This window comes from Hyphomicrobiales bacterium, assembly GCA_039989895.1.
In the GTDB taxonomy this organism is placed as follows: Bacteria; Pseudomonadota; Alphaproteobacteria; order Rhizobiales; family JACESI01; genus JACESI01.
The window spans coordinates 252,258-269,255 of sequence record JBDXGY010000006.1; the positions used below are offsets into that span (position 1 = coordinate 252,258).

The 16,998-nt window shown below is 46.7% G+C and carries 16 protein-coding genes; 4 read left to right on the forward strand and 12 right to left on the reverse strand.

The features are described 5' to 3' along the window. Together ABJ081_07795 and ABJ081_07800 are read left to right on the forward strand one after the other, a co-directional pair. A complete protein-coding gene (locus tag ABJ081_07795) occupies window positions 1-798 on the forward strand; it encodes a carbohydrate ABC transporter permease (protein MEP6356569.1) in 798 nt (265 codons plus the stop codon). Next, window positions 798-1,076 (forward strand): DUF2160 domain-containing protein, encoded by a 279-nt coding sequence (locus ABJ081_07800; GenBank protein ID MEP6356570.1) that lies wholly within the window; start codon window positions 798-800, stop codon window positions 1,074-1,076. The genes ABJ081_07795 and ABJ081_07800 overlap by 1 nt, the downstream gene beginning before the upstream one ends. An 11-nt stretch (window positions 1,077-1,087) precedes the next feature. Here the strand turns inward: ABJ081_07800 and ABJ081_07805 are convergent, their stop codons facing one another. From ABJ081_07805 to ABJ081_07825, 5 genes are all read right to left on the reverse strand, one after another. Next, on the reverse strand, window positions 1,088-2,215 hold the full coding sequence (locus ABJ081_07805) for a M56 family metallopeptidase (protein MEP6356571.1): 1,128 nt from the start codon (window positions 2,213-2,215) through the stop codon (window positions 1,088-1,090). A gap of 2 nt (window positions 2,216-2,217) precedes the next feature. Beyond that, on the reverse strand, window positions 2,218-2,610 hold the full coding sequence (locus ABJ081_07810; protein ID MEP6356572.1) for a BlaI/MecI/CopY family transcriptional regulator: 393 nt from the start codon (window positions 2,608-2,610) through the stop codon (window positions 2,218-2,220). A 137-nt stretch (window positions 2,611-2,747) separates the two neighbouring features. Next, window positions 2,748-5,072 (reverse strand): ATP-binding protein, encoded by a 2,325-nt coding sequence (locus ABJ081_07815; GenBank protein MEP6356573.1) that lies wholly within the window; start codon window positions 5,070-5,072, stop codon window positions 2,748-2,750. A 179-nt stretch (window positions 5,073-5,251) separates the two neighbouring features. After that, on the reverse strand, window positions 5,252-7,903 hold the full coding sequence (gene pepN / locus ABJ081_07820) for an aminopeptidase N (GenBank protein ID MEP6356574.1): 2,652 nt from the start codon (window positions 7,901-7,903) through the stop codon (window positions 5,252-5,254). Window positions 7,904-8,068: 165 nt separating this feature from the next. Further along, the gene (locus ABJ081_07825) at window positions 8,069-8,713 is read right to left on the reverse strand and encodes a glutathione S-transferase family protein (GenBank protein MEP6356575.1); all 645 of its coding nucleotides are present in this window, start codon (window positions 8,711-8,713) and stop codon (window positions 8,069-8,071) included. A 187-nt stretch (window positions 8,714-8,900) separates the two neighbouring features. Between ABJ081_07825 and folD the strand changes: the two genes are divergently transcribed. Further along, window positions 8,901-9,812, forward strand: a complete 912-nt coding sequence (gene folD, locus ABJ081_07830) for a bifunctional methylenetetrahydrofolate dehydrogenase/methenyltetrahydrofolate cyclohydrolase FolD (protein MEP6356576.1) — start codon at window positions 8,901-8,903, stop codon at window positions 9,810-9,812. Here folD and ABJ081_07835 read toward each other — a convergent pair. From ABJ081_07835 to ABJ081_07845, 3 genes are all read right to left on the reverse strand, one after another. Beyond that, on the reverse strand, window positions 9,809-10,312 hold the full coding sequence (locus ABJ081_07835) for a PaaI family thioesterase (protein ID MEP6356577.1): 504 nt from the start codon (window positions 10,310-10,312) through the stop codon (window positions 9,809-9,811). The two genes, folD and ABJ081_07835, sit on opposite strands and share 4 nt — an antisense overlap. Window positions 10,313-10,322: 10 nt before the next feature. Further along, window positions 10,323-11,009: a zinc metallopeptidase gene (locus ABJ081_07840; protein ID MEP6356578.1), complete on the reverse strand. Its 687-nt coding sequence runs from the start codon at window positions 11,007-11,009 to the stop codon at window positions 10,323-10,325. 86 nt (window positions 11,010-11,095) lie between these two features. Continuing rightward, complete coding sequence (locus tag ABJ081_07845; protein MEP6356579.1) at window positions 11,096-11,521, reverse strand: hypothetical protein; 426 nt, start codon at window positions 11,519-11,521, stop codon at window positions 11,096-11,098. 276 nt (window positions 11,522-11,797) lie between these two features. Here ABJ081_07845 and ABJ081_07850 point away from each other — a divergent pair, with 276 nt between their 5' ends. Continuing rightward, on the forward strand, window positions 11,798-12,649 hold the full coding sequence (locus tag ABJ081_07850) for an MOSC N-terminal beta barrel domain-containing protein (GenBank protein ID MEP6356580.1): 852 nt from the start codon (window positions 11,798-11,800) through the stop codon (window positions 12,647-12,649). Window positions 12,650-12,651: 2 nt separating this feature from the next. On the opposite strand, the gene ABJ081_07855 is transcribed toward ABJ081_07850, so the two are convergent. The 4 genes from ABJ081_07855 to ABJ081_07870 form a co-directional block, all read right to left on the reverse strand. Beyond that, a complete protein-coding gene (locus tag ABJ081_07855) occupies window positions 12,652-14,694 on the reverse strand; it encodes an ASKHA domain-containing protein (GenBank protein ID MEP6356581.1) in 2,043 nt (680 codons plus the stop codon). Window positions 14,695-14,720: 26 nt separating this feature from the next. Next, window positions 14,721-15,659, reverse strand: coding sequence for a methyltetrahydrofolate cobalamin methyltransferase (locus ABJ081_07860; protein MEP6356582.1), 939 nt, complete (start codon window positions 15,657-15,659; stop codon window positions 14,721-14,723). A 229-nt stretch (window positions 15,660-15,888) separates the two neighbouring features. Beyond that, window positions 15,889-16,212 (reverse strand): virulence factor, encoded by a 324-nt coding sequence (locus ABJ081_07865; protein MEP6356583.1) that lies wholly within the window; start codon window positions 16,210-16,212, stop codon window positions 15,889-15,891. A gap of 55 nt (window positions 16,213-16,267) precedes the next feature. After that, entirely contained in the window at window positions 16,268-16,996 is a 729-nt protein-coding gene (locus tag ABJ081_07870; protein ID MEP6356584.1) for a DUF1638 domain-containing protein, read from the reverse strand. Window positions 16,997-16,998 lie beyond the last annotated feature (2 nt).

Below are 16,998 nucleotides of genomic sequence, written 5' to 3' on the forward strand. Positions count from 1 at the left end.
ATGCAAAAAAGATCTATTGTTCCTATTATCTATATCTTGTTTTTGATGCTGCCGATCTATTGGCTGGTAACAATGAGCTTCAAAACAACAAATGAGATTTTGGAGAGTTTTTCGCTCTTTCCGCAAACCTTTACCTTGGATGCTTATAAGACGATCTTCACTGATCCGACTTGGTATTGGGGTTACATAAATTCTATCATTTATGTGAGTTTAAACACGGTCATATCTTTGATTGTGGCTTTGCCAGCAGCCTATGCCTTCTCACGCTATCGCTTCCTTGGTGACAAGACATTGTTCTTCTGGTTGTTGACCAACCGCATGGCACCAATCGCGGTCTTTGCGCTTCCATTCTTCCAGCTTTATTCCGCTGTTGGCCTCTTTGACACCCATATAGCCGTCGCCCTTGCGCATTGTATATTCAACATCCCGCTTGCCGTTTGGATTTTGGAAGGATTTATGTCGGGTATTCCAAAAGAGCTGGATGAAACAGCCTATGTGGATGGTTATTCATTCCCGCGCTTCTTCCTGACAATCTTCTTGCCAACAATCAAAGCGGGTGTGGGCGTTGCTGCCTTCTTTTGCTTTATGTATTCTTGGGTGGAATTGTTGCTCGCAAAAACGCTGACAGCAGTGGTAGCAAAGCCAATTGCGGCGACGATGACCAAGACAGCGTCTAGTGCGGGTTATGAACTTGGGCTTCTCGCCGCTGCCGGCACGCTGACAATTATTCCTGGCGCAATCGTCATCTACTTTGTTCGAAACTATATCGCGAAGGGCTTCGCGATGGGGAGGGTGTAATGTTGGGTTGGATGGCATGGACCTGGCCGACTGCGTTAATTTTTATAGGTATTTTTTCTGCAATGGGCATCGTCACGTTCATTGAAATCAAATGGCCAGGCACCTCAGAGCGCAACGGTATTTTACGATTAACCACGACACGTGGAGACAGGTTGTTTCTGTCGTTGTTGGGGACGTCTTATATCTTCCTGCTCTGGTTAGGTATATTCGGAATGCCCTTGTGGATACCTCTTGGTCTCGCGATTGCTTGGGCGATATTCTGCTTCCGTAAAGTTTGATATCCCTCTGCTTATCGAAGTGGCGGAATACCAAATCCGTTAATGCGGTCAAGACGCTCTAGATTAACAACGGTGGAGAGCATTAAGCGATCATGGCTCCAGTCGGTTGGCTTTGCCGCCATCAAAACGCCTGTCCCAATGATAACGAACAAAATGATCGCAGGCGCGATGTTGACAAATTTCCCGAAGCCATCATCGATGAAGGACGAGCCTTGACTTAGAGCGATGATCCGTTTGCGTAAAGTGCTTTTGTTTTTTCGATTGAAAATACCGTCCCGGCCGTAGAAGGGTACGCTTGTAGCATAGGTAAGGCTTTTCTTGTGCGCTTTATTGCGTGCGGCCCGCGATGCTATATCCAAAAGCAACAAGCAATAATCGCGCGCAGCAACGCTTCCCTTATTTAGAAATGCAGCATCACAGGTATATTCTCTAAAACGATGGATGCGATCAGACAAAAACCAGAATGCTGGATTGAGTGCAAACAAAGGAGATACGATTGAAAGTAGGACTTCATAGTCCACATCACCTTGACGTATGTGCTGAATCTCATGGCCCAATGCTATTTTTAGTGCACGTGGATCAGTAACAAGATTTTCTGGAATGAGAATGTAGTATTTAAAAAAACCACGAGTAGAAAATGGAATTATCGTGTTGCGCGATATTCTGACACTTATGCGTCGGGTCTGAAACCGGATGGTAGAATTATTGATGAGGCTATGAATTTTCAAAATGTTCAAGCCAATATAGCCAGCTCTCAAAAATGCAGCTAAGCCAAATAACAACAAGACAATTTTGGAAAAGAGAGATGACCCGCCGAATATGGCATCTATCGCGCCATCCTTTGCGTAAAGAATATCTGATACCTGTGTCGCCGAAAGATTTATGTTGCCCTTTAAGTAATGCGTTACAATAAGGTCGGTTCCATTGATTGAAAATAGAGAGGCCAACAGCGGCGTGAAGGGGGATAATATGATCGGAAGAGCTGCGGCACATAGCGCTGCGACAGCCAGATGCAAGCGCAGCCTGTAAGCCGTTCGAAGGTTGACCATAATTGCTGTTTTCTCAATCAGCCAAGCACAAAAGAATGCGGCTATAAGGGTAGCATTTCCTAGTATCACATATTGTAGCAATTCACCCATACTTAACTCCCAAACCGAGTATCGATGATGTCTCTTATTTGTTGAATTGTTTCTTCGGTGATATCCTCATCATCAACAAGACGGGCAACCATCGCAGTTGGTGCCCCTTCAAATAGGGTGTTGGAAATACTCTTTAATGTGCGACGCTCGTATTCTTCTTTGCCAATTACCGGAGAATAGACAATCGTGCGGGCCAATTTGGTGGATTTTATATAGCCTTTATCGTCCAACACTTTGAGGATGGTCGCAACAGAAGTATAGGCGCGTTTTTCTTGTTCGTTCAGAATCTCAAGAACATCACGAACTGTGCCTTTACCGATACGCCATAGCACCATCATGAACTCAAGTTCAACACTGGTGAGAAGGTCGCTTTTTCCTCTTGGTCTTGGCATCATTTACATCCAAATAAAACTAGATTGAATTGTACCCAAGTACCGACATTATTACAATGGACGAACAGATAAAGGCGCTAAGCTATTTTTAAATTAGCTAAAGACGCAATAACTTGAGGGGCGATATATCGTAATGTGTCCTAGTGAAAGGTTTCAAACATCTGCAAGGGCATCTTTACTGTGACTTGTGTGCCTTCGTTATGCTGTGATTGAATGAGCAATTCGCCGCCATGCATTTCTACCAGAGATTTAGAAATAGAAAGACCAAGGCCTGAGCCGGTATGATTTTTGGTGTGCTGGCTTTGCACCTGTTTAAACGGAGTTCCCAGTTGATCAATAAGGCTTGATGGTATGCCAATGCCTGTATCGCTAATTGAAAAAGCCATTTTCCCATCAACGGGATGGCAGGTGATATTAACGCTGCCGCCATGGTGATTGAATTTCAAGGAATTGGATAACAAATTCTGGAAAATCTGTTTGAGTGCTCGGCGATCAGCTTCAAGATTGAGCGGTTGTGTCGCATCGTATTTTATGGTCACACCAGCTGATTTTGCATCAGCTGAGGAGGCGGCAATAATACTGTTCAGTATTTCTGTAGCATCCACCTCTTCTGGATCCAGTTTAAATTGGCCAGTTTCAATATCTGACATATCAATCACATCATTAATGAAAGACAACATATAGGTGCCACTTTCATTGATGTCATTGCAATACTCAAGGTATTTCTCACTTCCTAAGGGGCCAAATGCGCCCTGACGCATGACGTCTGAAAATCCGATTATTGCATTTAGTGGAGTGCGCCATTCATGTGATATATTGGCAAGGAATTCAGCCTTGGCATGATTGGCGTTCTGCGCAATAGCGCGTTGAGTGTCGTAAAGGGTCGCAAGGTTTTGTAATTCAGCCTGTGAGCGCTCAAGATGTTCTACGCTTGCTTGTAATTCCTGTTCGCGCAGTCGCAGTTTTTCTTCGTTCTTTTTAATGCGAGTGATGTCTGTACCAATCGTCATGTAGCCATTATCGTCCGTGCGATGTTCAGCAATCTGTAACCAGCGGCCATCAGAAAGCTCTGTTTCATATATCCGTCCAAAACTTTCGTTTTTAATTGTATCTTCGCTTTGGAAGGCGATATGTGGTGTTTTGACGGCTGACATGACTTCGTCATATGGAGTGCCCGAAACGGCTAGTTCAGACGGTAAACCATTCAGTTCACGGTACTTCTTATTGCAAACAACAAGGCGGTTTTTTGAATCCCATAAAACAAAAGCTTCTGATAGAGATTCAATAGATTCACGAAGTCGAATATTGGCTGTTTTATTTTCTTTTTTCAGGCGCATTTGGTCAGATATATCTATACAAATACCGACCAGATGAGGCGCCTCGCCTGATGTTGAGGGAACGACTTCACCGCGTGCACGTACCCATACCCAGTGACCGTCTGCATGGCGCATGCGGTAACTTAGATCAACTTGCGATAATTCTTCAGACAAGATTGCTTCAGCTGTTTGAATCAAGTCTACATCTTTAGGATGAATAAGTTCGGTGAGTTCTCCAAAGCCTAAGAGTGTCTGACGAGGAGTGTAACCTAATATTTCAAACATTGAGGGGGACCAAAAAAAACGCCCACGCCCAACATCCCAATCCCACAAACCACATTTGCCTCGTTCCAGTGCCGTGTCAAAACGGGCGTAAGTTTGATGGTAAATCAAATCGGCCTCGTCTGCCCGCGATGTTTGCGTGAAAAAGGCATAAAGAACTAAAATCAGTAAAATGCCGGTGCCAAGAAAAATTGCGCTATTGAGATTGACGTCAGCGCGCCATTGAGCAAGCAATGCTTCCTTGGGTTGGTAGACAGCAATATAGCCAAGCTTATTATTTAGCTGACGAACAGTGACCAATGCTGGTTCCTGCGTTGCAACCATTGCAACGGACATCACTCCAGCTCGCTCGCCGAATGTTAGAAGTGGGCCTGTTGGCTCTAGTATATCGGCAAGATAAGTGCCCTTATGACCCTTGGATATTGGTTCTTCAGCCAACACACGGCCATTGGTGTCAAGAATTAATAAAACACGTCCATCTTTTGTTGCGCCTTGTGGCTTGAAGTCAGCAAGAGCCGCTATGAGCTGGTTGTCTTTTTGTTCATTTTCGAATGAGTCTGCTTTCGCTTCAATTTGTTTTTCAACCAGCGTCGCAATCAGCGTCAGATTTTCCTGCGCTGTTACAAGTGTAGCTTCGCGGTTATCTGAAATTTGAATGCCTTTTGCCAACCCGATTAAGATGAGAAAAGTAATGATGGAAAAGGGAATAAATTTCCTGAACAATGGCTCTGCTTTTAACAGACGCTGGTACGCTGGGTTGGCGATAATAGTCGCATGCCCATTTACCTGTTGTTTTGTTTGATTTGCTTTACCAAAAAAAGGCAAAAACCCCTTGATGGCTGCAAAGGCATTGACTGCCTGCACCATGAAATTCCCCAAAGACTATACTATTATTTTATAACTTCATCGGGACCCAAGCCACCCGAATCACTTCCATTTGAATCTATGTGAATCGACTTGTCTAGGGGGTATGAATCAAAAATTTAAAAAAATTTAAAATGAGTATCTGTCGGATGTAATTAAGGTCGAATATCCGCTTATAGGTCTCAAGATAATGTTCTGTCCACGATATCTCTCACGTCAGAGGAAAGGCCTGCAGAATTTGAAATGCGTTTCAAAGCGCGTTCGGCTCTTTGTCTGCGGTGTGGTTCCAATAGTTTCCATGCGGAGAAGCTTGTCAAAAGACGAGCTGCTACCTGTGGATTCACTGCGTCGAGGTCAACCACCAACATAGAAACAAATTGATAGCCAGCACCATCAGGACGATTGAATTGTGTTGGATTAGCGGACGCGAAACTACCAATGAGTGCGCGGATACGATTTGGGTTGGTGATTGAGAAAATGGGGTGTTTCATCAGATCTTTGATTTTGGGCAACGTCTCTTCGCGTGGTGCCATGGCTTGTAATGCAAACCATTTGTCCATCACCAAAGGGTTCAGGCGATAACGTTTGTCAAAGTCTGCTAGCTCAGCTTTTGCATCATCGTTGCCAGAGTTTACAAGAGCTGAAAGAGCAGCCAAACGGTCGGTTAGATTGTTAGCTTCCTCATATTGCTGTTTGGCAAAGCCCACGCCGTCGCTGGTTTGTGTCGCCAAAATGCTAAGGCATAAATTTTTCAACGCCCGTTTCCCAACCTGTTCTCCGTCTGGTTCATAAGGTTGGTGGACGTGGTTTTTTTCATAAAGGGTGACGAGTGTTCTATGGGCGCGTGTCGCCAGTTCCTGTTTCAACCATAAGGTAGCCTCGTAAATAATGGCTGGGTTTATATCTTCGCCAATATGCTGTGCAATATCTGTTTCACTTGGAAAAGCTAAAAATTGTGCACGCAAAGCAGGTTCAAGCGTTTCATCTTTAAGGGTGTTCTCAACGCCATGGAAAAAGCAGTCATATTTATCATCTGTTTTACAGCCATTGCTCAGACAATCAATTTTGTTCAGCAAAACGCGCATAGCGATTGTTTGCATCGCTTGCCAGCGGTTAAAGTTGTCGCTGTCATGGGTGATGAGATGAATGAGCTCTTCTTCACTCAAAGGAAGGTCAAGTCTGACCGGTGAAGAAAAGTCTCTTAGCAAAGAAGGTGTAGGCGCTTCATTAAGGCCGTTAAAGACAACGGTGTGTTTTGCATCGCGTAGATGAATGATGTTGTCACTCACATCTGCGCCGGTTGCGGTGCTATAGTTTAACTCATCGCCCTTGGCTCCAACAAGGCCAAAGCGCACGGGAATATGCAATGGCTTTTTCACATTCTGACCAGGTGTCGGTAGTGTGGTTTGGCTGAACTCAAGTGTTAAGGTGCCAGCGGTATCGTCATATTTTGATTCGACAAGAACCTGCGGCGTTCCAGCTTGTTTGTACCACAGCTTGAATTGGCCAAGATCAACGCCAGCCCCATCTTCCATGGCTTTCAGAAAATCTTCGATTGTCGCGGCATCACCGTCATGGCGATCAAAATAAATATCAAGACCTTTGGCAAAGGCATCCTCACCACAGATAGTCTTAATCATCCGGATCAGCTCTGCCCCTTTTTCATAGACCGTGGCCGTGTAGAAATTGTTGATCTCGTGATAGACCTCAGGGCGCACCGGATGGGCGAGGGGGCCGCCATCCTCAGGGAACTGGCGCGCGCGTAACATGCGTACATCGCTGATCCGTTTGACGGAACGTGAGCGCATATCGGATGTGAATTCCTGATCGCGGAAAACGGTTAGGCCTTCTTTTAAGCAAAGCTGAAACCAATCGCGGCATGTGATGCGATTGCCGGTCCAGTTATGAAAATATTCATGCGCAATAATGGCTTCAATATTTGCATAATCCTGATCGCTCGCGCTCGCAGTGTCAGCAAGAACATATTTGTCGTTGAAGACGTTGAGCCCTTTGTTTTCCATGGCCCCCATGTTGAAATCACTGACAGCGACAATCATGAAAATGTCCAGATCATATTCGCGCCCGAATACCTCTTCATCCCATTTCATGCACTTTTTCAGCGCAGTCATCGACCAGTCACAAAGATGCTCTTTACCCGGTTCAACATAAATGCGCAGGTCAACCTCTCGTCCATTCATGGTTGTGAATGTATCGGAGATATGAGCCAGTTTTCCTGCAACCAGCGCGAACAAATAAGATGGTTTAGGGTGTGGGTCTTCCCAAATTGCATAGTGGCGGTCAGTGCCTTCAATGCGGGCGCTTTCGATCAAATTGCCATTGGCAAGCAGAACCTCGGTCTCGCGCCGTGTGCCCTCGATACGAGTTGTGTAACGGGTAAGGACATCAGGCCGATCGAGGAAATAAGTGATCCGTCGAAACCCTTCTGCCTCGCATTGGGTGCAATAGATGCAGTTGGTCAGATAAAGACCCATTAATTTGGTATTAGTGGTGGGGTTAATACGGGTTGTGATTTGAAGTTCAAAACGTCCCTCAGGCACCTTAGGGATGACCAGCTCTTCAGGTGTTGCTTGATACGCGCGAAGGGAGAGATCACGTTTATTGATGCTTACAAAATCAAGCTTAAGTTCATCGCCAACCAAGACCAGCGGTGCATCTGGTTCTTGGCCTTCATTTGAAACACGTTCGATGTTCATTGTGGCAATCACCACAGTTTCTTCGGGGTCGAGCCGTATGTCGAGATGCAGATCAGCGATGGTGAAAGCTGGCGCCTGATATTCTGATAAATGAACAGGCTGTCCACTATGGGTTCTCATTGTAACTAATATCCTAAACTAGCAATCACGCATTGAGTTATTATACAATTGTTTCTAACAAAAAATCGTTGTGAGAATATAGTTATATATTAATTTACACGACAAACTCCATCAAATGCGATCACAAACTACTTACCTAGGATCAGGGTTAGATTATTATTAGCTCTAATCAAAAATACGTAATTCATCATAAGATATGACGACGTTTTCATTATAGGCAGGCCGTGCACAAAGATTTTCGTAGTAACGTTTCAAGTTGTTTCGTTCAGGTCGTTTGATATCAATATCAAAATATCGATACAGGCAATGACCGAACTGAATGTCGGCGAGTGTTAGGTCGTCGCCTGCCAAATATTGGTTTTGCGTGAGTTGCAGCTCAGCAATATCTAGATATTTATCAACGACCAATATGGCAGCTTCAATCTCAGAATAATTACGTTTTGAAGGGGCAGTACGAACGAGTTTTTGAAATATGGGTGCTGTGAATTTGCCAGCAAAATTTATTTTTGCCCATTCTGCCCACTGATCAACTCTTGCCCTTGCGACTGGGTCGTGTGGCCAAAATATTTTTGGAGCATAAGTATTCGAAAGGTAACGTAATATAGCACCGCTCTCCCACAGGGGAGTATTGTCGCCATCGCGGATTGTTGGAATGGTGCCATTGGGGTTCATGTCCAGATATTCCGGTGTATCCACCACGCCATAAATATATCCAGCGTCCTTGCGATTGACTTCAAGATTTAATTCCGCAAGACACCACATAACGGCCTGTACATTAGATGATGAACGTCTACCCCATATCTCGATCATGTATGATCCCTCCCTATCATCAATGTTTGTATCCCAAATCCTAAATAAATAATGTCAACTTATAGAGCGCAAATATAAGATTATAGCGACGGAATATTGGATTGGCTCTATACAAAGTTGGTTTCCTATGGGAAGCAACTTTAAGATTTAAAGGTACCACAAAGAGTTGTTTTCTGGAGTTTAAGTTATGTCAGAGCATGAGTTGATGATTATTGATGGTAAAAAAACCGGCGCGGTAGTGGTGGAAAAGGTAAAAGCAGGCACAAAAGCCCTGATTGCTGAAACTGGCGTGACCCCAGGTATTGCTGTTGTAATTGTTGGCGAAGATCCAGCCAGTCAGGTTTATGTACGCAACAAAGGTCTGCGCGCTGAGGAATGTGGTTTCAAGTCAATAACGCACAAATTGCCAGCCGAGACGAGTGAAGCTGATCTTTTAGCGATGGTGAACCAGCTCAACAACGACGACAGCATTCATGGCATATTAGTGCAATTGCCCGTGCCAGATCATATTGACGATGGCAAAGTGATTCAGACAATCGCGCCTGAAAAAGACGTCGATGGATTTCATTTTATCAATGTGGGCAAATTGGGAACAGGTGAAACTGAGGCAGCACTTGTGCCATGCACACCAGCAGGATCCATGGTACTTCTGCGCGAAGCAAGGGGCGCTGATCTCTCCGGCCTTAATGCTGTGGTTGTTGGCCGCTCAAACATCGTTGGCAAACCAATGGCAAATCTTTTGCTTCAGGCCAATGCAACGGTAACGGTCGCACATAGCCGCACCAAAGATTTGCCTGCCGTATGCGCTGCCGCTGATATTCTGGTAGCCGCTGTTGGCCGCCCTGAAATGATCCGTGGTGACTGGGTTAAAAAGGGCGCGACTGTTATTGATGTCGGTATCAATCGCATCGACGCGCCTGAAAAAGGCGAAGGCAAAACCCGACTTGTTGGTGATGTTGCCTATGAAGAAGCTTGCCAAAATGCAGGCGCTATTACACCTGTGCCAGGCGGTGTCGGGCCGATGACAATTGCCATGCTCATGGCGAATACGCTCAAAGCGGCCTGTGTTGCAGCGGGTGTTAAGCCACCCGCAATTTAAGCGGGTTTTGGGGCTGGCATAATCATGCAGGTAGATGTTCCGCTTGCCAGAAGCTTGCCAGCACTATCATATAACTTTGCCTCTGACGCCGCCGCCCGTCGCCCGCGTGATATGACGATGCCCTCACAGCGCAGTTCACCTAGCTTTGGCAAGATCGCCCTGTGATAGACGATTTTGATTTCCATCGTCGTATAAGCTTCGCCTGCTTTTAAGGTGGAATGTACTACACAGCCAAGCGCTGTGTCTAAAACGGTCGCGGCATAACCACCGTGAATGGTGCCAATCGGGTTATAAAATGTCGCATCAGGCCGCGAAACAAGGGTGATTTTTCCTTCTTCCACACTGACAAAATCCATCGGTGCTGTGCCTGCGATGGGGGGCGGTGGATATTTTCCAGCAATCATGCCTTGAAAGAACTCAAGACCTGAGACGCTAAAAACATCTTCTACCGGCAAGGTTCCAGTCTGAACACCTGAAAGTGTTTTAGGTAATTCTGTCATTTTCTTCTCTTCATCGGCCAAAGCGGGCAAATCTTATTACATCGATCAAGCTCATAAGAGCTGCTGCAACATAGGTCATTGCAGCTGCTTTTAAAACAGAGCGGGCGGCAGGCATGTCTTCACTTTTTAGATATCCGCCTTGCTCCAAAATTGGCAAGGCCTTCTTGAAGCTTGCGTCAAATTCTACTGGTAGAGTGATAAGCTGCACTGCCACACGTGCTCCAATGAATAAAAAACCCATCACAGCTAAAAGTAAAAAAATGGCAGGGGCGCGCGATATCACACCCAAAAGTGGGGCGAGAGAAAAGAAGACGACCGCAATTCTATCTGTCCACATAACGAATTTTGCCATTGATTGGCGAAGCGCTAAAAGTCGCTCACCGTTCATATGTTGTATCGCATGGCCTACTTCATGGGCGGCAATGGCAACGGCGCTTAGCGATTTGCCGTTGAAGTTTTGGTCGCTGAGTCGGACGGTTCGTGTTGCTGGGTCATAATGGTCACCCTGATCGGTCATTTCCACACCAACACTGTTAAGCTCGAAATGCTCAATCAAATGGTGCGCCAGCTCGCCGCCTGTGCCTTGCAGGTCATCCCTGTGAACCGCGTGTTTTTGTATAACCCTTTTGACCCAAAACTGAGGGCCAAAAATAACGGCGGCTAGTAAGAGCAGACCTAAAATTAAGAGTATTGGCATTCATCTCGTCCGATAGATTATCTACCAGACATATAAGGTGTGTTTGGATATGTCCAAGCGAGAAGCGAAAGAATAGTGCTTGAGCCTTAAATAATTTGTCTCCCAAGATCACGCAGACGAACAAACCCTGCTGTCATAAAGCCTGCCGCAAGGGCGCCAATCAACCAACCTGAATCTGAAGGGATAAACAAGGTTTCATAGGAAGGTATAGTCATGATGAAGGATATTAAAGCCTTGGCCATAACAAAGAGCGCAACCCCGTAACTGGTTCCCGATAAAACCCAGTGTTTCATGAACAAAGTTGTGCTTAAAAGCGGTTGCCATACAAACAGATATAATAATGATACAAATGGAATGGCGATGATAAAGTAAACGGCTTCGGCCGTAAGTTTGTTTTGTATGCCAAACAGGGCTTGAATAAAACTGGCGGCTGATAATTCATGACCATAAATGTGTGGCGCCATATGACGACCCCATAATTCCCAGGTTGCGATAGCCACAATTCCGGTCATTACCACGGTCATTAATAAACGAGCGCTTTCTGATTCCGCTCCATCATCACAATCACAACAAGCCATATGTTTTACACCTCTAGTATATTTAGGTTGTCCTTATGAACTTTAAGTAAGAACGAGTGATCACGTTCAAAATGAACTTGATACAACTATTAGTGAGGGCGTGTGATAGTGCCAATCAGCGGCTGAGCTAAGTCGTCTGAATTATGCACACAGATTCCGCTTCAACTGAAGCAGCTTGATAGAAGGCCCGTGACGACTTAAAGCTTGTGAATGAAACTCACCACGCTCCATACCTACCCGATTAAAGGCACGCGCGGGCTTTCGCATGATGAGGTCGATGTGGAGCTGCGCGGTCTCAAAGACGATCGACGATGGATGATTGTTGATGATGATAATCGCTTTATCACACAGCGCGAAGTGGCGGAACTTGCGACCATATCCGTTCAACATACCGTCGATGGCATCTCCATCAGCTCATCCTATGGTTCGCGCTTTGATGTAAGGACTCCCGATGGCATCACGCGTGCCGATGTTCAAGTTTGGGATGACCGTGTTAATGCAGCAATCGCCGATGATAATGCAAATGCCACCATCAGCACAGCCCTAGGTCGTCGAGCCAAACTTGCCTATATGGATGAAAAGGCGATGCGGCTCGCCAATGCAGACTATGCTGGTGCCAGCAAGCCAGTGAGTTTTGCTGACGGCTTTCCCATTTTATTGACGACACAGGCTTCACTTGAAGCGCTCAATGCTCACATTGAAACCTCAGGTGCTGCACCAGTTCCCATGCAGCGTTTTCGACCTAATGCTGTGGTGGATGGCGAGAGCGCATGGGATGAGGATAGATGGTCGGTTGTTCAAATAGGCGGCGTGATTTTTGATGTTGTAAAACCTTGCACCCGCTGCGTGGTGACAACGCGCGACCAAAAAACGGGCGTTGGTTCAAATGACGCTCAGCCTATCCGTGCGCTCACTCAAATCCGGCGCTCCGCTGATAAAAACATTCGCGGCGTTTTATTCGGTGTCAATTTGGTGCCGCGCGGCGAGGGCAGCCTTGCGGTTGGTGGTGAATTTCATATTTTGGAAAAACGCGCCGAACCGTGGCCCTTAGCGATTAGATAAGCCTATCGTGGGCTTCTTCTTCTGCGTCGTCCATTAGAGCGTTCGCCACCTTCACCTGCAATTTTCTTCGGTGGAAGCTTCACGGCCTTAGCGAGTTTTGGAAAAGGCTCTGTTTTGTTTGGTAAGGCCATGGCATTGACAAAATGAGCCTGAAAATCAGCCTCAAGCGCGGTTTCGATTTTCTCAATCTCACGTACTTTTTTCTCGATCTCTTGCCTGTAGCTCTTATTCAGAAGCGCCATACGCGCACCGGTGCCTGCGGCATTTCCAACAGCGGAAACATGATCGATTTCACAATCTGGTATCAGCCCCAAAACCATCGCATATTTGGGGTCAATGAAATTACCAAAAGCACCTGCAAGTTTGATCGTATCCACATGAGTGATGCCGAGTTTATCCATCAACAATTTGACGCCTGCATAAAGTGCCGCTTTCGCCAGTTGAATGGCGCGCACATCATTTTGCTTAATCACAAGATCAGGATTACCACCTTCACCGCGCCAAGCGATATAAGAAAAGGTGCGCCCGTCGGCGATCACACGATCAGATTTTGTGGCCTTTGCCCCGTCAATGATACCGTCTTCTGTAATCACACCAGCTAGAAACATCTCAGCAATTGTCTCGATAATGCCAGAGCCGCAAATGCCGGTAACGCCGGTTTCACTAATCTCATTGTAAAAGCCTTCTTCATCGGACCATCTTTCTGATCCGATGACCCGCACTCGCGGCTCCAATGTTTCAGGATCAATGCGAATGCGCTCAACCGCACCGGGTGCTGCGCGTTGACCGCATGAAATCTCAGCTCCTTCAAAAGCTGGACCAGTGGGTGAAGAGGCTGCAACCGTGCGCGCCTTTGAACCAAGTACAATCTCGGCGTTGGTGCCGATATCAACAAGCAGTGTGATCTCTTCAGATTCATAAGGCCGCTCAGCAAGTGTTGCAGCTGCCGCATCTGCGCCAACATGACCTGCAATACAGGGGAGCATATAAATCCGGGCGCCTTCATTGAGCGCAATATCGATATTCCGAGCAGGAAAGGTGAGGGCATCTGAAACTGTGAGCGCAAAAGGCGCTTGGCCAAGCTCGGTCGGATCAAGGCCCAAAAACAAATGGTGCATAATCGGATTGCCAACAAAAACCGCCTCGAGAATATCTTCGCGGCTGATCTCTGCCTGTGTGCAAATATCATCAATCAGTCCTGTGATGGCCTCGCGCACACTCTTGGTCAGCGCTTCTTCTCCGCCTGGGTTCATCATGACATAAGAAACGCGCGACATCAGGTCTTCGCCAAACCGGATTTGCGGGTTGGCAACACCGGCGGAAGCGAGCGTTTCGCCTGTCATCATATCAGACAGATGCATGGCGATGGTGGTCGAGCCAATATCGCAGGCAACCCCATACAAAGCTTCATGATAGCCCGGCCATAGAGCGGTCACTGTGTTGATACCATTGGCCGAGTGCACCGCAGCGGTCGCGGTCCATTTGCCCTTGCGCAGTGTCTTTTGTAAATCTTTATAAAGATGAAAATCGAGTGTGAGAGTTTCAAAACCCCAATCGCTTTGCAAGGCACGCAGCAACCGATCAGCGTCACCCAGCGGCTTATGCATATCAGGTTGTTCGATTTCGACATAATGCAGTGTTGTTGCAAGGTCGCGCTCAATAATGCGTGTATCCACGGCCTTGCGCACCATTTGATTGTTGGCACTGGCAGCTTGTGGAATGTCGATGACGATGTCACCCTGGACTTTAGATGAGCAGGAAAGACGGCGATCGCTGGCAAGATCGCGTTTAGAGCGATAACGAGCTTCGGTGTCAGAAAAAGCGGATAGATTATCAACGCTTGAGGTAATGCCATGCTTGGCAAAATGCCCTTCGGCAACGCTTACCTGACATTTGCCACAAATGCCGCGCCCCCCGCAAACACTTTCCACATAGACGCCAAGATCACGCGCGGCATCAAGCACAGGTGTTCCAATAGGAAAACGACCGCGTTTACCCGACGGCATAAACAAGATGAGGGCATCTTTGTCAGGAGAAGGAGCCATGTTTTAGCAAATCCAAAATAGTTGCGTTATTTAGTATTGCCAACACGTGCAGAACGTCCACCGCGACGACGACGCCCGCCACCAGCTTCGCCACCCTTTGAACCCGGTGTTGGTTCACGGTAGGTCTGAATCCATGTTGCACAATTTTCATCGGTTGACATCAGAACATTCGCACCGCGCACCATTTCCATTTCCTGTGGACGACATGGGTTCATGATCGCAGATGTCATGCCAGAGGCAATCGCCATCGGCAAAAATGCCGCGTTAATGCCATGACGGTTTGGCAGGCCGAACGATACATTGGAAGCGCCGCAGGTTGTGTTGACGCCCAATTCTTCGCGCAGACGCCGCACGAGCGCGAATACCTGAAGCCCAGCCGTGCCCATTGCACCAATTGGCATAACCAACGGGTCGACCACAATATCATGCGGTTTGATGCCATAATCAGCAGCATGTTCAACAATTTTTTTGGCAACCTCAAAGCGCACGTCAGGATCTTCGGAAATACCTGTTTCATCGTTAGAGATGGCGACAACGGGTACATTGTATTTTTTGATAAGCGGCAAAATCTCTTCAAGTTTTTCCACTTCACCGGTCACAGAATTGACGAGGGGCCGGCCTTCGGCCACTTCAAGCCCAGCCGCTAAGGCAGAAGAAACGGACGAATCGATACACAGCGGAATATCTGTCAGGCTTTGCACAAGTTTCAAAGTCTCCACCATCAATGGCGGTTCGGTTTCATTAGGGTTCACCGCAGTTACGCCCGCGTTGATATCCAGCATGCTGGCACCAGCTGCGACTTGCGCGAGAACATCGTTTGTCACCGTATCAAAATTGCCAGCTTCCATTTCTGCAGCTAGCTTTTTGCGGCCTGTTGGATTGATGCGCTCACCAATGACGCAAAATGGCTGATCAAATCCGATAATGACTTCTTTAGACCGGGAAGAAACAAGAGTGCGTGTCATGGGTTCATATCCTTTACAAGCCGCCATCATATCATAGTGCAATCGGCGGGTAAGTACTCTGATGGTAATCAAAGAAACCGGACTTTATAATCGGCCGATTTCTTTCTCATTACCGTATAAAGATATCTTTATATCCCATGATAAGCGTGCGCAAGTCATTTAGGGGATTTTTTTAAATCATCAAAGGAAAACCCTGCATTTGCAAGATTTATTGAGTTTTGATTAGTCTTTATTTATCGCCATTCTCAAAACCGCCTGCGTTCACAAGGGCCAACACGCGTTCTTTGGTATATTCCGCTTCAAGAGCGTCAGCAGTTTTTGCTGCTTCTGCTTCGAGGTCTTCGCCGCACGGCACAGGGTCAGCTTTACGCCATGCATTGAGATAATCGTCGGTTTGATCCAGCCCCGCCCGCATCGCGCAGGCGTCTATGGCGGTGATGAACCGTTTATCGAGTTCCCGCTTTGCAGATGTGCGCCCAGCCTTGCAAATCACTTGAGCGGGAATGTCGCGCCAATAGACGATTATTTTCTGGGCAGCTCTTGAACGGGGCATAACAAAGTCCTTGAATTTTTAGATAAATCTATATGAGGGATTGAGAGTGCTTTTTCTAGTCTAAAAGCGATGGGTCAATTAAAGCTTTTGCCAGATCACCATAGCCTGTTTTGCGATGCTCAAAGGTGAGTTGCAGCTTTTTGGCAATTTCCTGCGCCCGGCTCAAAAGTTCTGGATCATCTTGTTGCGATAAAAAGACAATTTTCTCATAAGCGCCGAAATAGGTTGATAGCAGTTCTGGGTGGTCATCAAGACCGAGAGGCTTCCATGTCAGATTGTTGAAATGGCGAGCCAGAAAGTCAGTGAGAAAAAAAGATCGCATATCCGCATCATTGCTTTTTTCAAAGTGCTCAACACCTGAGAAGAATGAATAACAATGCGCACCGGGCAGGCGGGCAACATTTTCACGCTCCAACAGACGATCAAGCGCGCCGCCGGTGCCACAATCGGCATAGCCACAAAAGACAGAGCCAAACCCCGCTGCACGGGCATCCTTGATGGCCTGTTCCATGGCGGGCACAATTTTATCGGGTGTGTTGTGATATTTGGCGGGTAGGCAGGTCAGAGAAATGTGGTTGAGATCATTGATTTGAACGATATCGATAATCTCGTGAGCAATCGCGCCACAAGCAATCACGCAAACAACACTGGCTGATGGCTCCACCGTATAATTGGTAACGCCCTTATCGATTAATGTACTTGGTCGTAGTGAATCGATTTTTACTTGATTCAGCCGTGTTGCCCGTCCACCCTTACGAATTGATTTTCGGGGTGCATCCGGCATTG

What these genes read in the sequence shown, in the direction of transcription:
- ABJ081_07795 (MEP6356569.1), top strand. Translation starts at nt 1, where the DNA reads ATGCAAAAAAGATCTATTGTTCCTATTATCTATATCTTGTTTTTGATG.
- ABJ081_07800 (MEP6356570.1), top strand. Translation starts at nt 798, where the DNA reads ATGTTGGGTTGGATGGCATGGACCTGGCCGACTGCGTTAATTTTTATA.
- ABJ081_07805 (MEP6356571.1), bottom strand. Translation starts at nt 2,215, where the DNA reads ATGGGTGAATTGCTACAATATGTGATACTAGGAAATGCTACCCTTATA.
- ABJ081_07810 (MEP6356572.1), bottom strand. Translation starts at nt 2,610, where the DNA reads ATGATGCCAAGACCAAGAGGAAAAAGCGACCTTCTCACCAGTGTTGAA.
- ABJ081_07815 (MEP6356573.1), bottom strand. Translation starts at nt 5,072, where the DNA reads ATGGTGCAGGCAGTCAATGCCTTTGCAGCCATCAAGGGGTTTTTGCCT.
- pepN (MEP6356574.1), bottom strand. Translation starts at nt 7,903, where the DNA reads ATGAGAACCCATAGTGGACAGCCTGTTCATTTATCAGAATATCAGGCG.
- ABJ081_07825 (MEP6356575.1), bottom strand. Translation starts at nt 8,713, where the DNA reads ATGATCGAGATATGGGGTAGACGTTCATCATCTAATGTACAGGCCGTT.
- folD (MEP6356576.1), top strand. Translation starts at nt 8,901, where the DNA reads ATGTCAGAGCATGAGTTGATGATTATTGATGGTAAAAAAACCGGCGCG.
- ABJ081_07835 (MEP6356577.1), bottom strand. Translation starts at nt 10,312, where the DNA reads ATGACAGAATTACCTAAAACACTTTCAGGTGTTCAGACTGGAACCTTG.
- ABJ081_07840 (MEP6356578.1), bottom strand. Translation starts at nt 11,009, where the DNA reads ATGCCAATACTCTTAATTTTAGGTCTGCTCTTACTAGCCGCCGTTATT.
- ABJ081_07845 (MEP6356579.1), bottom strand. Translation starts at nt 11,521, where the DNA reads ATGACCGGAATTGTGGCTATCGCAACCTGGGAATTATGGGGTCGTCAT.
- ABJ081_07850 (MEP6356580.1), top strand. Translation starts at nt 11,798, where the DNA reads ATGAAACTCACCACGCTCCATACCTACCCGATTAAAGGCACGCGCGGG.
- ABJ081_07855 (MEP6356581.1), bottom strand. Translation starts at nt 14,694, where the DNA reads ATGGCTCCTTCTCCTGACAAAGATGCCCTCATCTTGTTTATGCCGTCG.
- ABJ081_07860 (MEP6356582.1), bottom strand. Translation starts at nt 15,659, where the DNA reads ATGACACGCACTCTTGTTTCTTCCCGGTCTAAAGAAGTCATTATCGGA.
- ABJ081_07865 (MEP6356583.1), bottom strand. Translation starts at nt 16,212, where the DNA reads ATGCCCCGTTCAAGAGCTGCCCAGAAAATAATCGTCTATTGGCGCGAC.
- ABJ081_07870 (MEP6356584.1), bottom strand. Translation starts at nt 16,996, where the DNA reads ATGCCGGATGCACCCCGAAAATCAATTCGTAAGGGTGGACGGGCAACA.